We start from the raw sequence: 16,763 nt of genomic DNA, 5'->3' as shown, positions 1-16,763 counted from the left end.
ATTCCGGATCGGCATCTGCACCTGCGTGCGGGTTCAGCCGCGCAGCCTGCGCAGTTCCAGCTCGCAGTGGAACAGGAACTCGAACGCTTCCAGGTGGCGGCGTGCCTCGGCCATGTCGCGGCCCCAGGCATACAGGCCATGGCCGTCGATCAGGTAGCCCCATAGGTTCTGCCGGTCGAGCAGGTCATCGACCTGCTTCGACAGCACGTTCATGTCCTGGGTGTTGGCGAATACCGGCACATCGATGGCCATTTCATGGGTACTGTTGCCGGCGAAGGCCTTCAACAGCTCGTAGCCTTCCAGGCGGACATGACCCTGCGGCGCGTACAGGCGCGAGGCGATGGTCTGCACCGGCGAGTGCGTATGCAGCACGCAGCCGACGTCCGGGAAGCGGCGGTACAACTGGGTGTGCAGCAGGGTCTCGGCGGACGGGCGCAGCGGACGGCCGACGGCCTGGCCGTCGAAGTCCACCACCATGATGTCGTCCTCGATCAGGCGGCCCTTGTCCTTGCCGGACACCGTGATCGCGGCGTGGCGATCGTCCAGGCGGTGGGAGAAGTTGCTGCTGGTGGCCGGGGTCCAGCCGGCGTGGGCCAGTTCGCGGACATTGTCGATCAGCAGCTGGGCCAGTTCGCTCAGGCGCGCGGTGTCGTAGGGGAAGGTGGGGGCGTTCATGCCGGCGATTTTACTGGATTCGGCCAACGGCTGAGCCCCTCGTGGCTGGTCGTGTAGAGCGGTTCATGGGGTTGGCGGGGCGGGTGGGCCGTGCAGGGGGCGCTGCAAGTACGTCCCTGTAAGCTCGATGGCGCCATCCATGGCGCCAACGCCCCTGCACGGCCCACCCGCCCCGCCGCCGACAGTTCCTTGCGGTCGGCCACGGAGTGACGGAGGAAGAGCGAAAAGCGGGTCGCGGCGCTGCGCTTGCTCGCAGCCGAGCATGGCTCGGCTCTACAGGAAATTCGTCCCGATACATTCGCTTCCGGGAACGCTTCATCCACGCATGGCGTGGATCTACCGGACGCGCCGGGAGACTGTCAGGGGCGGGGAGGCATGGGTTCGCGGGGGTGTCAGCCGCATGGATGCGGCTGCCAAGGCTACATGGACGTACTTGCGGCGTCCCCCGCGAACCCATGCCTCCCCGCCAAACCCACAGTCCCGCTCTTGCCGTTGCTCCGGCTTCAAAGGCGGGTGCAGGGCCGCAGGCCCTGCAATGCAAAACCTTACTTGCCCCGCAGCCGGCTGTGCCTGAAGCCGTAGCAGAAATAGATCACGAAACCGACGAAGGTCCAGACGCCCATCAGCATCCAGTTGTGCATCGTCATCGCCGACAGCAGGGCAAGGCAACTCAGCACGCCCAGGCTGCAGATCAGCCAGGCCATCGGCATGCGGAACGGGCGCGGCAGGTCCGGCTGGGTGCGGCGCAGGATCAGCACGCCGGCACACACCGCCGCGAACGCGATCAGCGTGCCCATCGAGGTCAGCTCGCCAAGGATGTCCAGTGGGAACAGCGCCGCCAGCAGCGCGATGCCGATGCCGGTGATCACCGTGTTGATGTGCGGGGTGCGGTACTTCGGGTGGATCCTGGTGAACACCGGCGGCAGCAGGCCGTCGCGCCCCATGATCATGAAGATGCGCGGCTGGCCGATGATCATCACCAGTACCACCGAGGACAGTCCGACCAGCGCGCCGACCTCGACCACCCAGCGCAGCCAACCCAGCTGCGGATGCGCGGCCACCGCGGTCACCACCGGTTCGTCGGTGCCCAGCAGCTGGAACGGCACCAGGCCGGTCATCACCGCGGCCATCGCGATGTAGAGCACGGTGCAGACCACCAGCGACAGCATCATGCCGATCGGCATGTCGCGCTGCGGGTTCTTGGATTCCTGCGCCGCCACCGAGACCGCCTCGAAGCCGATGTAGGCGAAGAACACCATCGCCGCGCCACGCAGCACGCCTTCCATACCGTACTTGCCGGGGCCTTCGTTGGCGGGGATGAACGGCGTCCAGTTGCTGGTGTCCACGTACTTCCAGCCGACCACGATGACCAGCAGGATGAGGCCGGTCTTGAGCACGACCATCGCCATGTTCATTGCCGATGACTTGCTGATGCCGACGTAGCACAGCCAGGTCAGCAGCAGTACCAGCGCAGCGGCCGGCAGGTTGGCGATAGCACCGGTGGGACGCAGCTGTGCGTCCAGTGGTGCACTGACCAGCGCCGCTGGCAGATGGATGTCGAACTGGCTGAGCAGGCTGAGGAAGTAGCCGGTCCAGCTGACCGCCACCGCCGACGCAGAGACGCCGTATTCGAGCACCAGCATCCAGCCGATGAACCAGGCCGACAGTTCGCCGAAGGTGGCGTAGGTATAGGTATAGGCGCTGCCGGAAACCGGCACCATCGAGGCGAACTCGGCGTAGGCCAGCGCGCAGAAGGCGCAGCAGATGGCGGCCAGCACGAACGACAGCATGATCGCGGGGCCGGCGTGATTGGCGGCGGCCTGACCGGTGATGACGAAGATGCCGCCGCCGATCACGGCACCGATGCCGAGGGCGGTCAGGCCCCAAGGGCCGAGGTGGCGGCGCAGGCTCAGGCCGTTGGCGTCTTCATGGGCGGCATGCGGGTGCTTGGTGGCCCACAGTTGCTTGAACATGTCTGGTGGTCTTGTCGAAGCGCGCCGTGTCTGGCGCGCGGGGAAAACGGACGGGCCGGCACAGGGCCGGCCCGTAGGCGGATCAGGGTGACTTGGCCAGCTTGCTGTTGCGCATGCCATAGCCGAGATAGATCAGCATGCCCAGCACGGTCCAGCCGACGAACAGGTGCCAGTGCACCACGAACGCCTGCCAGAACAGGAACAGGCAGGCCGCAGCGCCAAGCGGGCAGATGATCCACACCGCCGGCACGCGGAACGGGCGGTGGATCTCCGGCTTGGTATAGCGCAGCACCAGCACGCCGATGCAGACCGTGGCGAAGGCCAACAGGGTGCCCATCGACACCAGTTCGCCCAGCACGTTCAGCGGCACCAGGCCGGCCAGTGCGGCGGCGATCACGCCGACCACGATCGTGGCCCAATAGGGGGTGCGGAAACGAGCGTGGACCTTGCCGAAGAACTTCGGCAGCAGGCCGTCGCGGGAAATGGTGTAGGCGATGCGGGTCTGGCCCATCATCATCACCAGCACCACCGAGGACAGGCCGGCGATGGCGCCGATCTCGACCAGGGTCTTCAGCCAGGACAGGGTCGGGTACGGCTCCAGCGCGGTGGCCACCGGCTTGTCGGTGCCCAGCAGGTGGTACGGCATCATGCCGGTCAGCACCGCGCAGACGATGATGTAGACGATGGTGCACACGGCCAGCGAGCCGAGCAGGCCGATCGGCATGTTGCGCTGGGGATCCTTGGTTTCGCCGGCGGCGGTGGAAACCGCGTCGAAGCCGATGTAGGCGAAGAACACGATGGTGGCCGCGCGGAAGATGCCGCTCCAGCCGAACTCACCCGGCACGCCGGTGTTTTCCGGAATGAAGGGCTGCCAGTTGGCCGGATCGATGTGGGCCGCGCCGATGCCGATGAACAGGCAGATGACGGTGACCTTGATCGCCACGATGATGGCGTTGACGAACGCCGACTGGGTCACGCCCACGTACAGCAGGCCGGACACCGCCGCCACGATCAGCACCGCCGGCAGGTTGAACAGCTTGCCGGAAGAGACGAACTCGCTGCCGGTCCAGGCGATGGGCGCGGCGCTGAGCAGGTCCGGGAAGGGCATGTGCAGCGTGGTGGTGATGAAGCTGATCAGGTAGGCCGACCAACCCACCGCGACCGACGCCGAGGCGAACAGGTACTCCAGCACCAGGCACCAGCCGATGAACCAGGCCATGCCCTCGCCGAGGGTGGCGTAGGAGTAGGAGTAGGCACTGCCGGAGACCGGCATCATCGCCGCGAACTCGGCGTAGCACAGGCCCGCCAGGGCACAGGCGAAACCGGCCAGCACAAACGACAGCATTACCGCCGGGCCGGCGTGGTTGGCCGCGGCCTGGCCGGTCAGCACGAAGATACCAGCGCCGATCACCGCACCCACGCCCAGCAGGATGAGGTGTTTAGCCGTGAGGGTCCGTTTCAACGTGGCTTCGCCGTCCAGGCTGCCTTCGATGGGTTCGCCGGCATCGACGTGCCCGGCCGGCTGGACCGGCTTGACCCTCAACAGAGCTTTCAGCATGCAGTACTTCCTAATGATCGGATGGGGTGGGCCGCCGATACGTTGCCGGCAACCTTGAATGGTGAAGGCCGTGCGAACGGCCCGCTGTACCTTAGCCAAAGCTGAAGCCAACGCACAAGCGCAATCGCAACAATGAACGGCGATAATGAGCAGTATTTTTCCGAACCGCCCCCATTCATGCGCCAGACCGCCGAAACCCTTGCCGTGCTTGATGATCGCCTGCGCGGCCTGTTGCGGGACTATGCCCGCCGCGAGCCCGCCCACGACGCACTGGCTGCCGAATTCGGCACATTGCTGGACGATCCAGAAGATCCGTTCCGTCGCGAACGGCTGGCCGGGCATTTCACCGCCAGCTGCTGGCTGGTCAGTGCCGACGGCCAGCGCCTGCTGCTCACCCATCACCGAAAGCTGCAGCGCTGGCTGCAGCTGGGCGGTCACGCCGACGGCGACCGTGATCTGGCGCAGGTGGCGCTGAAGGAAGCCGAGGAGGAGTCCGGGCTGAGCGGCCTGGTACTGGAAGACCCGGCCATCTTCGACATCGACAAGCATTGGATTCCGGAGCGCAAGGACGTGCCGGGGCACTGGCACTACGACGTGCGTTTCGTGATCCGGGCGCTGGGTGGCGAGGCCTTCGTGCTCAGCGAGGAATCGCTGGACCTGGCCTGGCGGCCGGTGACGGAAGTCGCGGCCGACCCCGAATCGGATGAATCCATGCAGCGCATGGCGCGCCGCTGGCTGGCACGTTGAAAAAAGGGGACGGAGGGGATTAAGTCGTTAATGCATAAGCGACTTAATCCCCTCCGTCCCCTTTTTACCTAGTACAGGATGCGCGTCCGCAGCGTGCCCGGAATCGCGGCCAGCTCGTCGCGCACGGCGGCGGCCTGTGCCTCGCTGGCGGTGATGTCGATCACCACGTAGCCCACCTTCGGGTCGGTGCGCAGGAACTGGCCGTCGATGTTGACGTTGTGGCGCGAGAAGATCTCGTTGACCCTGGACAGCACGCCCGGCACGTTCTGGTGGATGTGCAGCAGGCGCAGGCTGTCTTCGTGTTCGGGCAGGGTCACTTCCGGGAAGTTGACCGCCGACAGGGTGCTGCCGTTGTCGCTGTAGCGCACCAGCTTGGCTGCCACTTCCACGCCGATGTTGTCCTGCGCTTCCAGCGTGCTGCCGCCTACGTGCGGGGTCAGGATCACGTTGTCGTGGCGGGTCAGCGGCGACTCGAAGATATCGCCGTTGCCCTTCGGTTCGACCGGGAACACGTCCAGCGCGGCACCGCCGACGTGGCCGCTGGCCAGTGCGGCATCCAGCGCATCGATGTCGACCACGGTGCCGCGCGCGGCGTTGATCAGGTGCGCACCCTTGCGCATCTTCGCCAGCTCGGTGCTGCCGATCATCCACTGCGTGGCCGGCGTCTCCGGCACGTGCAGGGTGACGATGTCGGCGCGCGCCAGCAGGTCGTCCAGGCTGGCCGCGGCACGCGCATTGCCCAGCGCCAGCTTGGTTTCCACGTCGTGGAAGATCACCTGCATGCCCAGCGATTCGGCCAGCACGCCGACCTGGGTGCCGATGTGGCCATAACCGATGATGCCCAGCGTCTTGCCACGCACTTCATGGCTGCCGCTGGCCGACTTCGACCAGCCGCCGCGATGACATTCGGCGTTCTTCTGCGGGATGCCGCGGGTCAGCATGATCGCCTCGGCGATCACCAGCTCGGCCACGCTGCGGGTATTGGAATAGGGCGCATTGAACACCGGGATGCCGGCCAGCTCGGCCGCATCCAGGTCGACCTGGTTGGTGCCGATGCAGAAGCAGCCCACCGCGATCAGGCGCTTCGCCTCGGCCAGCACCTCGGCGCTGAGCTGGGTGCGCGAACGGATGCCGACAATATGTGCCTCGGCGATGCGCGCCTTCAATTCGTCCTCGGGCAGTGCCTTGGTGTGTGCCTCGATCTGGCTGTAGCCGGCGGCGCTGAACACCTCCACGGCGGTCTGGCTGACCCCCTCCAGCAACAGCACGCGGATATCCTGCTTCGGGAACGAGGTCTTCTTCGGCGACATGGGGCAACACGGCCAGTGGGACAGGGGCCAACCACTATGCCAGATCACGGCGCTCATGGTGCAGTGCGCAATTGGTTGCATCCGTAGCTATCTGCCTGTCTGCAGGGCTGGACGCTGGCGCGTGCCGCTGGCACGCTTGCCCGTTCTTCACGCCCCGCGCTGGACCGTCATGACCGATTCCCGCATTGCCTCGCTGCAGCAGGCCTGTCCCGGCCTGAAGCTGAAGACCGACCCGGCCGACCTGGAGCATTACGGGCGCGACTGGACCCGGCGCTGGACGCCGGCGCCGCTGGCGATCGCACTGCCGGCCACGGTCGAGGAGGTACAGGCGGTGATGCGCTGGAGTGCCGCCGAGGGCGTGGCGGTGGTGCCGTCGGGCGGCCGCACCGGCCTCTCGGGTGGCGCGGTGGCGGCCAACGGCGAGCTGGTGCTCAGCCTGGAGAGGATGAACAGGGCGCTGGACTACGACGCGGTCGATCGCACCCTGGTGGTGCAGGCCGGCATGCCGCTGGAGGCCGTGCACAACGCCGCGCTGGACCACGGCCTGATCTACCCGGTGGATTTCGCCGCGCGAGGCTCGTGCACGATCGGCGGCAACATTGCCACCAATGCCGGCGGCATCCGCGTGATCCGCTACGGCAACACCCGCGAGTGGATCGCCGGGCTGAAGGTGGTCACCGCCAGTGGCGAACTGCTCGAGCTCAACAAGGGCCTGATCAAGAACTCCAGCGGCTATGACTTCCGCCAGCTGTTGATCGGTTCGGAGGGCACGCTGGGCGTGATCGTCGAAGCCACCGTGAAGCTGACCGACCCGCCGCCGGCCAGCAACGTGATGCTTCTGGCAGTACCCAGCTTCGAAGTGCTGATGCAGGTGTTCGCCGCGTTCCGCGCGCGCCTGCAGCTGCAGGCCTTCGAGTTCTTCACCGACCGCGCGCTGGACCATGTGCTGGCGCACGGTGCGCAGGCGCCGTTCGACGAGGTGCACCCGTACTACGTGGTCACCGAGTTCGCCGCCAACGACGAAGCGCAGGAAGCGGCGGCGATGGCGGCCTTCGAGGACTGCATGGGCAACGGCTGGGTCAGCGACGGGGTGATCAGTGCCAGCGACGCCCAGGCCGCCCAGCTGTGGCGCCTGCGCGAAGGCATCACCGAATCGCTGGCGCGCTACAAACCCTACAAGAACGACGTCTCGGTACGGATCTCGGCGATGCCGGCGTTCCTGGCAGAGACCCAGGCACTGATCGGGCAAGCCTACCCGCACTTCGACGTGGTCTGGTTCGGCCACATCGGCGACGGCAACCTGCACATCAACGTGCTCAAGCCCGACGATACCAGTGACGCCGATTTCGTGGCGCAGTGCGAGCACGTCACCAAGCTGCTGGCGCAGGTGCTGGCGCGTTTCGATGGCAGCATCTCGGCCGAGCATGGCATCGGCCTGGTCAAGAAGGGCTACCTGGACAGCACCCGCGGCCCGGCCGAAATCGCGCTGATGAAGGCGGTCAAACGCGCGTTCGATCCCCAAGCGCGGCTGAATCCCGGCAAGCTGTTCGACGCCTGAGCCGGGCAAATCCTTCACGCACCCGTTACGCTCCACGCATCCTCACAACCGGCTTCGAACCGATGACCCGTAAGCTTCTGCTGCTCGCCCTGCTGTCCCTGCCGCTGGCCGGCTTCGCTTCCAGCTTCGCCGGCACCTCGGCCGGTTCGGCCACCGGCGCTTCCTCCGGCTCCTCGGGCAGCAGCTCGGGTGATGACAAGGTGGTGCTGGCCGCGCGCGACGATGCCGCTGCGTTCGTTGCCAGCGACGGCCAGATCCGTGGCGCCCGCCTGCAGGCCGCGCTGGTCCACCTGCGTGAGCAGAGCGCCACCGCACAGCTGCAGAGCGACCTGGAACTGGCCCGCGCGCTGCTGGCCCGCTGATCCGGGCTGCATGACCTCGGCGTCATCGCTTTCTGTAGCGCCGAGCCATGCGCGGCTGAAGGACTGGCGCATGCGGATCGCAACAGTAGCCGAGCATGGCTCGGCTCTACAGAGGCTTGGCCGGTGGAACGCAGCCACGCATGGCGTGGCTCTACTGCTGGTCGCCCACGTCGCGCACGCAGCTGATCGCCTGCAGCTGGACCCGGCAGGGTTGAGCCCTGCACAGCAGCAGGTGGCGACGCAGACCCTGGCCGACGTGCAGGCACTGCTGCCTGATGGCCTGCTCCGCGCATTGCCTGCACAGGTCCAGGTGCGTTGGCGCGATGACCTGCCGGCCGATGTGCACGGCCGCGCTTTCGCCGGGCGCATCGCCCTGCGTCGCGAGCTGCTGGATGATGCCGTGCCCGGCGCGCGCCGCGCACGCCGCAGCGCGCTGGTACACGAACTGACGCACGTCGCCGACCGTGGCGGTGCGAACTGGTCGCAGAGCATGCGATGGCGTGACCTCGCGGGTTGGCAGCGCAAGCCCTGGCATCTCGGCCGTGGCGACAACGACTTCCGTGACCGCAGCCCCGATGCGTATGAACTGAAGGACCCGGCCGAGTACCTGGCAGTGAACGCCGAGCATTTCGTGCTCGACAGCGAGTTCGCCTGCCGGCGCCCGGCACTGGCGCGGTGGTACCAGGCCCATTTCGGAACCCTGCCATCGCTGCCGCAGTCGCACTGCGCGACCGCGTTGCCCTTGCTGCAGGCCGAATCGGAAGAGGGGGCGGCATCGCTGCTGCAGCTCGACCCCGCGCGTGTCTACGCCGTGGATTACCTGTTCGCCGAAGGCAGCGCGCAGCCAATGAGCCGCTGGGGCCACAGCATGCTGCGATTGGTGATCTGCAGGCCCGGGCGCGCACCGGGGCCGGACTGCAGGCTGGATCTTGAACACCACCGCGTGCTGTCCTTCCGCGCGTTCGTGGGCGACGTGCAGATATCCAACTGGCGCGGCTTGACCGGCGGCTACCCGTCGCGGCTGTTCGTGCTGCCGCTGCAGCAGGTGGTGGACGAGTACACCAAGGTCGAACTGCGCGGCCTGCAGTCGCTGCCATTGCGGCTGCAGCGCGATGAGATCGCCAGCCTGCTCGAGCGCACCGCCCAGGTGCACTGGAGCTATGACGGGCGCTATTACTTCGTCAGCAACAACTGTGCGGTGGAGACCGCCAAGCTGCTGCAGGCCGGAGTGCCGCAGCTGGGCGAGGCCGGGCTGGCCCAGCTGAGTCCGCGCGGTCTCAAGCGCCGGCTGGCGCGGCTGGGCATGCTTGACGAGCGGGTACTCACGGACCGCAACGCCGCGCAGGCACAGGGCTATTACTTCGCTTCCGCGCGCGACCACTACCAGCAGTTGTTCACAGTGGCGGCGACCCAGCTGAGCCTGCCCGCCCGCGATGTGCGCGGCTGGTTGAAGCTGCCGGCGGAACAACGGGCACCGTGGCTGCTGAAGGGCGACCTGCGCGCCAGTGCCGGCCTGCTGTTGCTGGAACAGGCCGCACAGCGGCGTGCCGAGCTGCGGGCACGCGATGTGCTCAAGCGGCAGCTGCTGGCTGCTGCGGACAGCGCGGAAACCCGCAGCCTGCGCGGCCTGCTGGCGCAGAGTGGGCAGTGGTTGCGCCCAGGGACGCTGCTGCAGGACGGCGGCTATGGGTTGCCTCTGGGCGACGAGCAGGTACTGCTGTCTGCGGCCGTGACCACTGCCAGTGCGCAGGCGGTACCGGCATGGCAGGCATTGCGTGTGCAGCTTCGCCAGCAGTTGCCGGCGCGGCAGCGTGAGGAAATGGATGCGATCGACGCCAATCTGGCCGCGCTGGGGGCACACCTGCGCACGCAGGCCGCTGGTCCGGCTACTGGCGCGGCAGTTCGATGACGAAACGGCTGCCGCCGCAGCTGCCGGGCGTGCAGTAGGCATGGCCGCCATGTGCATCGGCGATGGCCTTGACCACCGCCAGGCCGAGCCCGCTGCCACCGCCCTGGCGCGAACGTGAGCCGTCGGCGCGCATGAACGGAGTGAAGATGTCGGCATGCAGTCCCGGATCAATGCCCGGGCCTTCATCCTCGATGGCCACCTGCACATGTCCCGGCGTGTCATGGACAGCGATCCGCACCTTGCCTGGGCTGGCATAGCGACGGGCGTTTTCCAGCAGCGCCAGCAGCGCCTGGCGCAGGCGCGTGGGATCACAGTGCGCGTTGTGTTCCTCGCGGCTGGTTTCCAGCTCCAGCACGAAGCCCGCAGCGCGGAACTGCGGGTCGACCAGCGTCATCACCGAATGCACCTCGGCCACCACGTCGGTGCGTGCGCGACGCACGTCCAGCCGTGCGTTGTCGGACAGGCTCAGTACGCGCAGATCTTCAATCAGGCGGGACAGCCCTTCGACCTGGGCGAGCAGGCTGCGGAACTGCGACTCGTCCGGATGGAACACGCCCTCGGCCAGTCCCTGCAGGCGGCCGCGCAGGATCGTCACCGGAGTACGCAGCTCATGTGCGATGGCCGCATGCCACATCGCGCGCTCGCTCTCCATGTGCTGCAGGCGGCGCGCCATCGCATTGAAGTCTTCAACCAGGGTCGCCACTTCGCCCGGCGAATTCTCCTCGACGCTGGCGCGGGCCCCGAGGTCACCGCTGGCGAGGGCACGCACGCTGTCCACCAGCGAATTCAACGGCGACAGGATGCGGTGGGCGAGGCGGAACGAGGCGGCGATGGCCAGCGCCAGGCCGGTCAGGATCACGCCCACCATCCATGCAAGCTCCGGCCCGGTCGGCAACCAGCTTTCCGGCTCTTCGGTACTTCCGGGGAAGAACTCGACCAGCACCGCGTACAGCAGCCACGACGACAGGATCATCATCACGATGACGCCGATCACCATCAGCGACATCGAGACGATGATGTGGCGGCTGAGCCCGGAACGGCGCAGTCGGGCCATCAGCGGTCAGCCATCAACCGGTAGCCGACGCCGCGCACACTGGCCGGAACATTGACCATGCCCACTTCGTCCAGCTTGCGGCGCAGCTTGCTGACATGGCTGTCGACAGTGCGCTCCAGCGCTTCGCTTTCCGGCAGGCATTCGTGCATCAGCTCGCTGCGGCTGAAGATGCGGGTCGGTGCCAGCGCCATGCAGTGCAGCAGCTTGAACTCGGTGAGCGTGAGCAGCACTTCGTGACTGTAGCCTTCGCCCTCCACGTGCACGGCGTGGGTGGCCGAGTCGATCAGCAGCGGGCCGACGCGCAGCGCAGTGGGCGCGTCCACGCGCGAGGCGCGCAGCGTACGCCGCAGCACCGCGCGCACGCGCGCCGCTACCTCGGCCGGGTTGAACGGCTTGACCACGTAGTCGTCGGCACCCATGCGCAGCGCGGTCAGCTTGTCGAGGTCCTGGTCCAGCGCGGTCAGCATGATCACCGGCGTCTCACCACGCTGGCGCAACTGGGTCAGCACGCTCCAGCCATCCAGGCGTGGCAGCTGTACATCGAGCAGGACCAGGTCGGGGCGGGCGCTGCGATGCAGGTCCAGTGCGCTATGGCCATCGGCCGCGCGCAGCGTGCGCAGTCCTTCGCGTTCCAGGTAGGCGCTGAGAATATCGGCGATCTCGGCCTCATCCTCGACGATCAGGACGAGGGCGGCGAGGGCGGGGGAGGCATGCATGCAGGGGCGGGGCCGTAAGGTGCTTGCCTCCATCGTATCTCCACAGTTCCTCCATCGAAACCCCATCATTGCCACGCACACTGCGCGCTTCAGAACCTATCCGCCGCCTGCGCGGCATTGTGCACAGCAATGAGAACCTTCAGGACTCCGGTCGCGTTGATCGCGGCCCTCGCCCTGGCCATGACGGCCTGCTCAACCCCCGAAGCCACTCCCGAAGCCGCACCGCGTGTCAGCGTGATCACCGTCGGCCCACAGGTGGTGCAGCGTGACGACGAACTGCCCGGCCGCGTGGCCGCCGTGCGCACCGCGCAGATCCGTGCGCAGGTGGGCGGCATCGTGCAGCGCCGGCTGTTCGACCAGGGGGCCGAAGTGAGCGCCGGCCAGGCCCTGTTCCAGATCGACCCGGCCGCGTTCCGGGCCGACGTCGATTCGGCACTGGCTGCCTTGCAGCGCAGTGAGGCCGCGCTGGGCCGCAGCCGCGTGCAATCGCAGCGCCTGCATGCGCTGGCCGCCGCACAGGCGGTCAGCCAACAGCATCGCGACGATGCCAGCGCCGAATACGAGCAGGCCCGTGCCGCAGTGAACGAAGCGCGCGCGATCCTGTCCCGTCGCCAGCTCGATCTGCGTTACGCGACGGTCAGTGCACCCATTGCCGGCCGTATCGACCAGGCGCTGGTGACCGAAGGTGCGCTGGTCGGCGTGGCTGATGCCGAGCCGATGGCGGTGGTGCAGCAGATCGACCAGGTCTACGTTGATGTGCGCCAACCGGCGGCGCAGCTGGAGTCGCTGCAGCGCAGTGCCGCCGGTGATGGCGAGCTGCCGGTGACGATCATCGGTGCGGCCGGCAAGCCGCTGCCAGAGCGCGGGCAGCTGTTGTTCTCCGGCATCAATGTCGATGCGCGGACGGGTGACGTGATCCTGCGCATCCTGGTTGACAACCCGCAGCGGCAGCTGCTGCCGGGCATGTACGTGCGCGCGAGGGTGCCACGTGGCGCGCCCGCCAGTGCATTGACCGTGCCACAGCAGGCGGTGCTGCGCAGCGCCGGTGGCCAGGCCTATGCCTGGGTGATCGGCGCCGACGGCAAGGCGGTGATCCGCACGCTGGAAGTGGACGGTAGTGTCGATCGCCAGTGGCTGGTGCGCACGGGCTTGAAGGCCGGCGAGAAAGTGGTGGTCGAGGGTCAGGAGCGCCTGCAGGAAGGCGTGGTGGTCGATGCGCGCGACTGGCAGATGCCGGTTGCCAGCGCCGGTGCAGTACAGGCCGGCAGCAAGGGCTGAGCCTGTTCCCGGCCGGCCCCTCCAGGAAAATCCAACATGGCACGTTTCTTCATCGATCGCCCGGTGTTCGCCTGGGTGCTGGCGATCTTCATCATCCTGGCCGGCGTGCTGGCGATCCCGCGGCTGGCGGTGGAGCGCTATCCAGCAGTCGCCCCGCCCAGCGTCAGCATCTATGCCAGCTACCCGGGTGCCAGCCCGCAGACGCTGAATGATGCCGTGGTTGGCCTGATCGAGCGCGAGCTGTCCAGCGTCAAGCACCTGCTGTACTTCGAGTCGTCGGTGGACACGTCCGGCGAAGCGTCGATCACTGCCACCTTCAAGCCCGGCACCAATCCGGAGCTGGCGCAGGTGGACGTGCAGAACCGGATCAAGGCGATCGAACCACGGCTGCCGCGCAGCGTGCGCCAGAACGGCCTGTTCGTGGAGGCCGCTGATTCCGGCTTCCTGATGCTGGTCGGCCTGCGTTCGCCCGATGCCAGCGTCAGCGAGGCCGCGCTGGGCGATTTCATGGCGCGCAACATCATCGAAGAGCTGCGCCGTATCGATGGCGTCGGCCGCGTGCAGTTGTTCGGTGCCGAGCAGGCGATGCGCGTGTGGCTGGACCCGACCCGGTTGACCGGCTACGGCCTGACCATGGGCGATGTGGCAGCCGCGATCGAGCAGCAGAATCTGGAGATTTCGCCAGGACGCATTGGTGATTCGCCGGGTGTTCCAGGCCAGCGCATCACCGTGCCGCTCAGTGCCGACGGCCAGTTGTCCACGCCGGAACAGTTCGCGGCGATCGTACTGCGTGCCGGCGCCGACGGTTCACGGGTGGTGCTGGGTGATGTCGCCCGCGTCGAGCTGGGCGCGCAGAGCTATGCCTGGGGCACCCGCGAGGACGGCCATCCAGCCACCGCCGCCGGCGTGCAGCTGCGGCCGGGCGCGAACGCGGTGCGTACCGCTGCGGCGGTGCGTGAGCGCATGGCTGAGCTGGCGCCCCTGCTGCCGCGCGGGGTGGAAGCGAGCATCCCGTTCGACACCGCGCCGTTCGTCAAGATCTCGATCCAGAAGGTGGTGCAGACCCTGCTGGAGGCGATGCTGCTGGTGTTCGCGGTGATGTACCTGTTCCTGCAGAACTGGCGTTACACGCTGATCCCGGCGTTGGTCGCACCGATCGCGCTGCTGGGTACGTTCGCGGTGATGCTGGCGCTGGGCTTCTCGATCAACGTGCTGACCATGTTCGGCATGGTGCTGGCCATCGGCATCATCGTCGACGACGCGATCGTGGTGGTCGAGGGCGTGGAACGGATCATGGCCGAGGAGGGCCTGCCGCCGCGCGAGGCCACCATCAAGGCGATGCGTGAACTGACAGGCGCAGTGATCGGCATCACCCTGGTGCTGACTGCGGTGTTCATCCCGATGGCGCTGGCCAGCGGTTCGGTGGGCGCGATCTACCGCCAGTTCACCGTGGCGATGGCGGTGTCGATCCTGTTCTCTGCGCTGCTGGCCCTGAGCCTGACGCCGGCGCTGTGCGCGACCCTGCTGCGCCAGGCCACCCACGGCCATCACGGTCGCGGTGGGCTGTTCGGCGCCTTCAACCGGGGTTTCGAGCGGATGACCGGGCGTTACCAGCGTGGTGTGGCGTCGGTGCTGCAGCGGAGCGGGCGGGTGATGGGCGTGTTCGCCGCGCTGGTGGCGGCGTTGCTGCTGGGCCTGCACTGGCTGCCGGGTGCATTCCTGCCGGAAGAAGACCAGGGCTATTTCATGACCTCGATCCAGCTGCCGGCCGAGGCGACGGCCGAGCGTACGCTGGCCGTTGTCGAAGCCTATGAACGGCACGTGGCCTCGCGTCCGGGCATCGGCTCCAACCAGTCGATCCTCGGCTACAGCTTTTCCGGTTCCGGCCCGAGTGCGGCGCTGACCTACACCATGCTGAAGGACTGGGGTGAGCGCGCAGGCGCAACCGCGGCCGGTGAGGTGGAGGCCGCACAGCAGGCGATGGCCACAGTTGCCGAGGGTGAGGTGATGAGCGTGATGCCGCCGGCCATCGACAGCCTGGGTCGTTCCTCCGGCTTCTCGCTGGCCCTGCAGGCGCGTACCGGGCAGGGCCAGGCCGAACTGCGCGCAGCCCTGCAGCAGCTGCTGAAGCTGGCCGAAGCCAGCCCGTTGCTGTCGGAGGTGCATGCCGATGGCCTGCCAGCCGGCACCAGCGTGCGGCTGGAGATCGACCGCGCCAAGGCCGAGGCGATGGGCGTGGGCTTCGAGCACATCAGCAGCACGCTGTCGGCGGCCATGGGCTCGCAGTACGTCAACGACTTCCCCAACAAGGGACGGCTGCAGCAGGTGATCCTGCAGGCCGATGCGCCGCACCGGATGGAGCTGGAAGACGTGCTGAAGCTGTACGTGCGCAACAGCGAGGGCGGCATGGTGGCGTTGTCCGAGCTGGTCACCCCGCACTGGACCGAGGCGCCGTTGCAGCTGCAACGCTATCTTGGTTTCCCGGCGCTGAACCTGTCCGGCGCCCCGGCCTCTGGCGTGTCGACCGGCCAGGCCATGGCGGAGATGGAGCGGTTGGCCGAAAAGCTGCCGTCCGGCTTCGCCCTGCAATGGACCAGCCAGTCGCTGCAGGAGCGTGAGTCGGGGGCGCAGGCGCCGTGGCTGCTGCTGTTGTCGATGCTGGTGGTGTTCCTGGTGCTTGCCGCGCTGTACGAGAGCTGGTCGATTCCGTTGGCGGTGCTGCTGGTGGTGCCCCTGGGCCTGCTTGGCGCGGTCGCCGCGGTGCTGTTGCGCGGCATGCCCAACGACGTGTTCTTCAAGGTCGGCATGATCACCGTGATCGGGCTGTCGGCGAAGAACGCGATCCTCATCGTCGAATTCGCGCGGCAGCTGCAGCAGCAGGGGCGCGGCCTGGTTGAAGCAGCGCTGGAGGCGGCGCGGCTGCGCCTGCGTCCGATCGTGATGACCTCGCTGGCGTTCGCGCTGGGCGTGGTGCCACTGATGCTGGCGCAGGGCGCGTCGAAGGAAACCCAGCAGGCGATTGGAACCGGTGTGTTCGGCGGCATGGTCAGTGCGACCGTGCTGGCGGTGTTCTTCGTGCCGGTCTTCTATGTAGTGGTGCAGGGCGCGCGGCAGTGGATCGCGCAGCGCCTGCGCAGGCGCCGGCCGATGCCGGGAGGAACCGTGGATGGAACGGAACATCGTTGAAGATCTGCATGAGCAGCAGTTGATGGCGCTGGAACAGCGCCTGTGCGCAGCGCTGCTGGAGAACAATCACGATGCGTTGAACGCGCTGGTATCGCCAGCCTTGTTCATGATGGACGGCCACGGTGGCCGCATGCTCGATCTGCCGTGGCTGGGTGATTGGTTGGCCGGAGACCTGCAGGTACGAAGCCTGCAGCTGCACGCGGTGGAAACGCTGCTGTGTGGCCGTCTGGCGTTGCTGTCCAGCGACGTGCGGATGTCGGTGTGGCGGCAGGGCTTGGAGCGCGAAGTGAAGTTGCGCCTGTTGCGGGTCTGGACCTGCAGTTCCGGCGGCAGTGGCGCGCAGCTGCTGTCGATGGCGGTGCTGGCCGCATGAGTGCGGTCAGGCCGTTTTCAGGCCCCGCTCACCGCGAGGTGGTAGGGTCGAGCATTCCTGTAGT

At 67.3% G+C, this 16,763-nt stretch carries 13 protein-coding genes; 7 read left to right on the top strand and 6 right to left on the bottom strand.

Annotated elements, in window-relative coordinates; genetic code table 11:
- Positions 1-33: 33 nt before the first annotated feature.
- The 3 genes from AC5P74_RS13345 to AC5P74_RS13335 all read right to left on the bottom strand — a co-directional run bounded on the left by AC5P74_RS13345 (position 34) and on the right by AC5P74_RS13335 (position 4,206).
- Positions 34-675 (bottom strand): methylthioribulose 1-phosphate dehydratase, encoded by a 642-nt coding sequence (locus AC5P74_RS13345; protein ID WP_005416352.1) that lies wholly within the window; start codon positions 673-675, stop codon positions 34-36.
- A 545-nt stretch (positions 676-1,220) separates the two neighbouring features.
- A complete protein-coding gene (locus tag AC5P74_RS13340; protein ID WP_053500013.1) occupies positions 1,221-2,648 on the bottom strand; it encodes an amino acid permease in 1,428 nt (475 codons plus the stop codon).
- 82 nt (positions 2,649-2,730) lie between these two features.
- Positions 2,731-4,206 (bottom strand): amino acid permease, encoded by a 1,476-nt coding sequence (locus AC5P74_RS13335; protein ID WP_005416354.1) that lies wholly within the window; start codon positions 4,204-4,206, stop codon positions 2,731-2,733.
- Positions 4,207-4,338: 132 nt separating this feature from the next.
- Between AC5P74_RS13335 and AC5P74_RS13330 the strand changes: the two genes are divergently transcribed.
- Positions 4,339-4,953: an NUDIX hydrolase gene (locus AC5P74_RS13330; RefSeq protein ID WP_080375108.1), complete on the top strand. Its 615-nt coding sequence runs from the start codon at positions 4,339-4,341 to the stop codon at positions 4,951-4,953.
- Between the two features lie 68 nt (positions 4,954-5,021).
- Here AC5P74_RS13330 and serA read toward each other — a convergent pair whose 3' ends face one another.
- Positions 5,022-6,263, bottom strand: coding sequence for a phosphoglycerate dehydrogenase (gene serA / locus AC5P74_RS13325; protein ID WP_005416356.1), 1,242 nt, complete (start codon positions 6,261-6,263; stop codon positions 5,022-5,024).
- A gap of 169 nt (positions 6,264-6,432) precedes the next feature.
- On the opposite strand from serA, the gene AC5P74_RS13320 reads away from it, so the two are divergent.
- The 3 genes from AC5P74_RS13320 (at position 6,433) to AC5P74_RS13310 (ending at position 10,092) form a co-directional block, all read left to right on the top strand.
- Positions 6,433-7,821, top strand: a complete 1,389-nt coding sequence (locus AC5P74_RS13320) for an FAD-binding oxidoreductase (protein WP_346607837.1) — start codon at positions 6,433-6,435, stop codon at positions 7,819-7,821.
- A gap of 62 nt (positions 7,822-7,883) precedes the next feature.
- Positions 7,884-8,183 (top strand): DUF2388 domain-containing protein, encoded by a 300-nt coding sequence (locus AC5P74_RS13315; RefSeq protein ID WP_005416358.1) that lies wholly within the window; start codon positions 7,884-7,886, stop codon positions 8,181-8,183.
- Positions 8,184-8,253: 70 nt separating this feature from the next.
- Positions 8,254-10,092, top strand: coding sequence for a DUF7844 domain-containing protein (locus AC5P74_RS13310; RefSeq protein WP_428986921.1), 1,839 nt, complete (start codon positions 8,254-8,256; stop codon positions 10,090-10,092).
- Here the strand turns inward: AC5P74_RS13310 and AC5P74_RS13305 are convergent.
- Positions 10,070-11,146, bottom strand: coding sequence for an ATP-binding protein (locus AC5P74_RS13305; protein ID WP_005416360.1), 1,077 nt, complete (start codon positions 11,144-11,146; stop codon positions 10,070-10,072). The two genes, AC5P74_RS13310 and AC5P74_RS13305, sit on opposite strands and share 23 nt — an antisense overlap.
- Positions 11,146-11,862, bottom strand: coding sequence for a response regulator (locus tag AC5P74_RS13300; RefSeq protein ID WP_005416361.1), 717 nt, complete (start codon positions 11,860-11,862; stop codon positions 11,146-11,148). The genes AC5P74_RS13305 and AC5P74_RS13300 overlap by 1 nt, the downstream gene beginning before the upstream one ends.
- Positions 11,863-11,991: 129 nt before the next feature.
- On the opposite strand from AC5P74_RS13300, the gene AC5P74_RS13295 reads away from it, so the two are divergent.
- Genes AC5P74_RS13295 through AC5P74_RS13285 form a run of 3 tightly spaced genes read left to right on the top strand, consistent with a single transcriptional unit; the run spans position 11,992 to position 16,699 of the window.
- Positions 11,992-13,140 carry an efflux RND transporter periplasmic adaptor subunit gene (locus AC5P74_RS13295; RefSeq protein WP_053500004.1) on the top strand — a complete coding sequence of 383 codons (1,149 nt, stop codon included), beginning with the start codon at positions 11,992-11,994 and terminating at the stop codon, positions 13,138-13,140.
- Between the two features lie 36 nt (positions 13,141-13,176).
- A complete protein-coding gene (locus tag AC5P74_RS13290; protein WP_171956884.1) occupies positions 13,177-16,326 on the top strand; it encodes a multidrug efflux RND transporter permease subunit in 3,150 nt (1,049 codons plus the stop codon).
- The gene (locus AC5P74_RS13285; protein WP_346607835.1) at positions 16,307-16,699 is read left to right on the top strand and encodes a nuclear transport factor 2 family protein; all 393 of its coding nucleotides are present in this window, start codon (positions 16,307-16,309) and stop codon (positions 16,697-16,699) included. The genes AC5P74_RS13290 and AC5P74_RS13285 overlap by 20 nt, the downstream gene beginning before the upstream one ends.
- The last annotated feature ends 64 nt before the right edge of the window (positions 16,700-16,763 follow it).

The organism is Stenotrophomonas sp. YJH_SMC_94-11 (assembly GCF_059370435.1).
This window is presented reverse-complemented; position numbering and strand designations above follow the sequence as displayed.

What these genes read in the sequence shown, in the direction of transcription:
- AC5P74_RS13345 (WP_005416352.1), bottom strand. Translation starts at nt 675, where the DNA reads ATGAACGCCCCCACCTTCCCCTACGACACCGCGCGCCTGAGCGAACTG.
- AC5P74_RS13340 (WP_053500013.1), bottom strand. Translation starts at nt 2,648, where the DNA reads ATGTTCAAGCAACTGTGGGCCACCAAGCACCCGCATGCCGCCCATGAA.
- AC5P74_RS13335 (WP_005416354.1), bottom strand. Translation starts at nt 4,206, where the DNA reads ATGCTGAAAGCTCTGTTGAGGGTCAAGCCGGTCCAGCCGGCCGGGCAC.
- AC5P74_RS13330 (WP_080375108.1), top strand. Translation starts at nt 4,339, where the DNA reads ATGAACGGCGATAATGAGCAGTATTTTTCCGAACCGCCCCCATTCATG.
- serA (WP_005416356.1), bottom strand. Translation starts at nt 6,263, where the DNA reads ATGTCGCCGAAGAAGACCTCGTTCCCGAAGCAGGATATCCGCGTGCTG.
- AC5P74_RS13320 (WP_346607837.1), top strand. Translation starts at nt 6,433, where the DNA reads ATGACCGATTCCCGCATTGCCTCGCTGCAGCAGGCCTGTCCCGGCCTG.
- AC5P74_RS13315 (WP_005416358.1), top strand. Translation starts at nt 7,884, where the DNA reads ATGACCCGTAAGCTTCTGCTGCTCGCCCTGCTGTCCCTGCCGCTGGCC.
- AC5P74_RS13310 (WP_428986921.1), top strand. Translation starts at nt 8,254, where the DNA reads ATGCGGATCGCAACAGTAGCCGAGCATGGCTCGGCTCTACAGAGGCTT.
- AC5P74_RS13305 (WP_005416360.1), bottom strand. Translation starts at nt 11,146, where the DNA reads ATGGCCCGACTGCGCCGTTCCGGGCTCAGCCGCCACATCATCGTCTCG.
- AC5P74_RS13300 (WP_005416361.1), bottom strand. Translation starts at nt 11,862, where the DNA reads ATGCATGCCTCCCCCGCCCTCGCCGCCCTCGTCCTGATCGTCGAGGAT.
- AC5P74_RS13295 (WP_053500004.1), top strand. Translation starts at nt 11,992, where the DNA reads ATGAGAACCTTCAGGACTCCGGTCGCGTTGATCGCGGCCCTCGCCCTG.
- AC5P74_RS13290 (WP_171956884.1), top strand. Translation starts at nt 13,177, where the DNA reads ATGGCACGTTTCTTCATCGATCGCCCGGTGTTCGCCTGGGTGCTGGCG.
- AC5P74_RS13285 (WP_346607835.1), top strand. Translation starts at nt 16,307, where the DNA reads ATGGAACGGAACATCGTTGAAGATCTGCATGAGCAGCAGTTGATGGCG.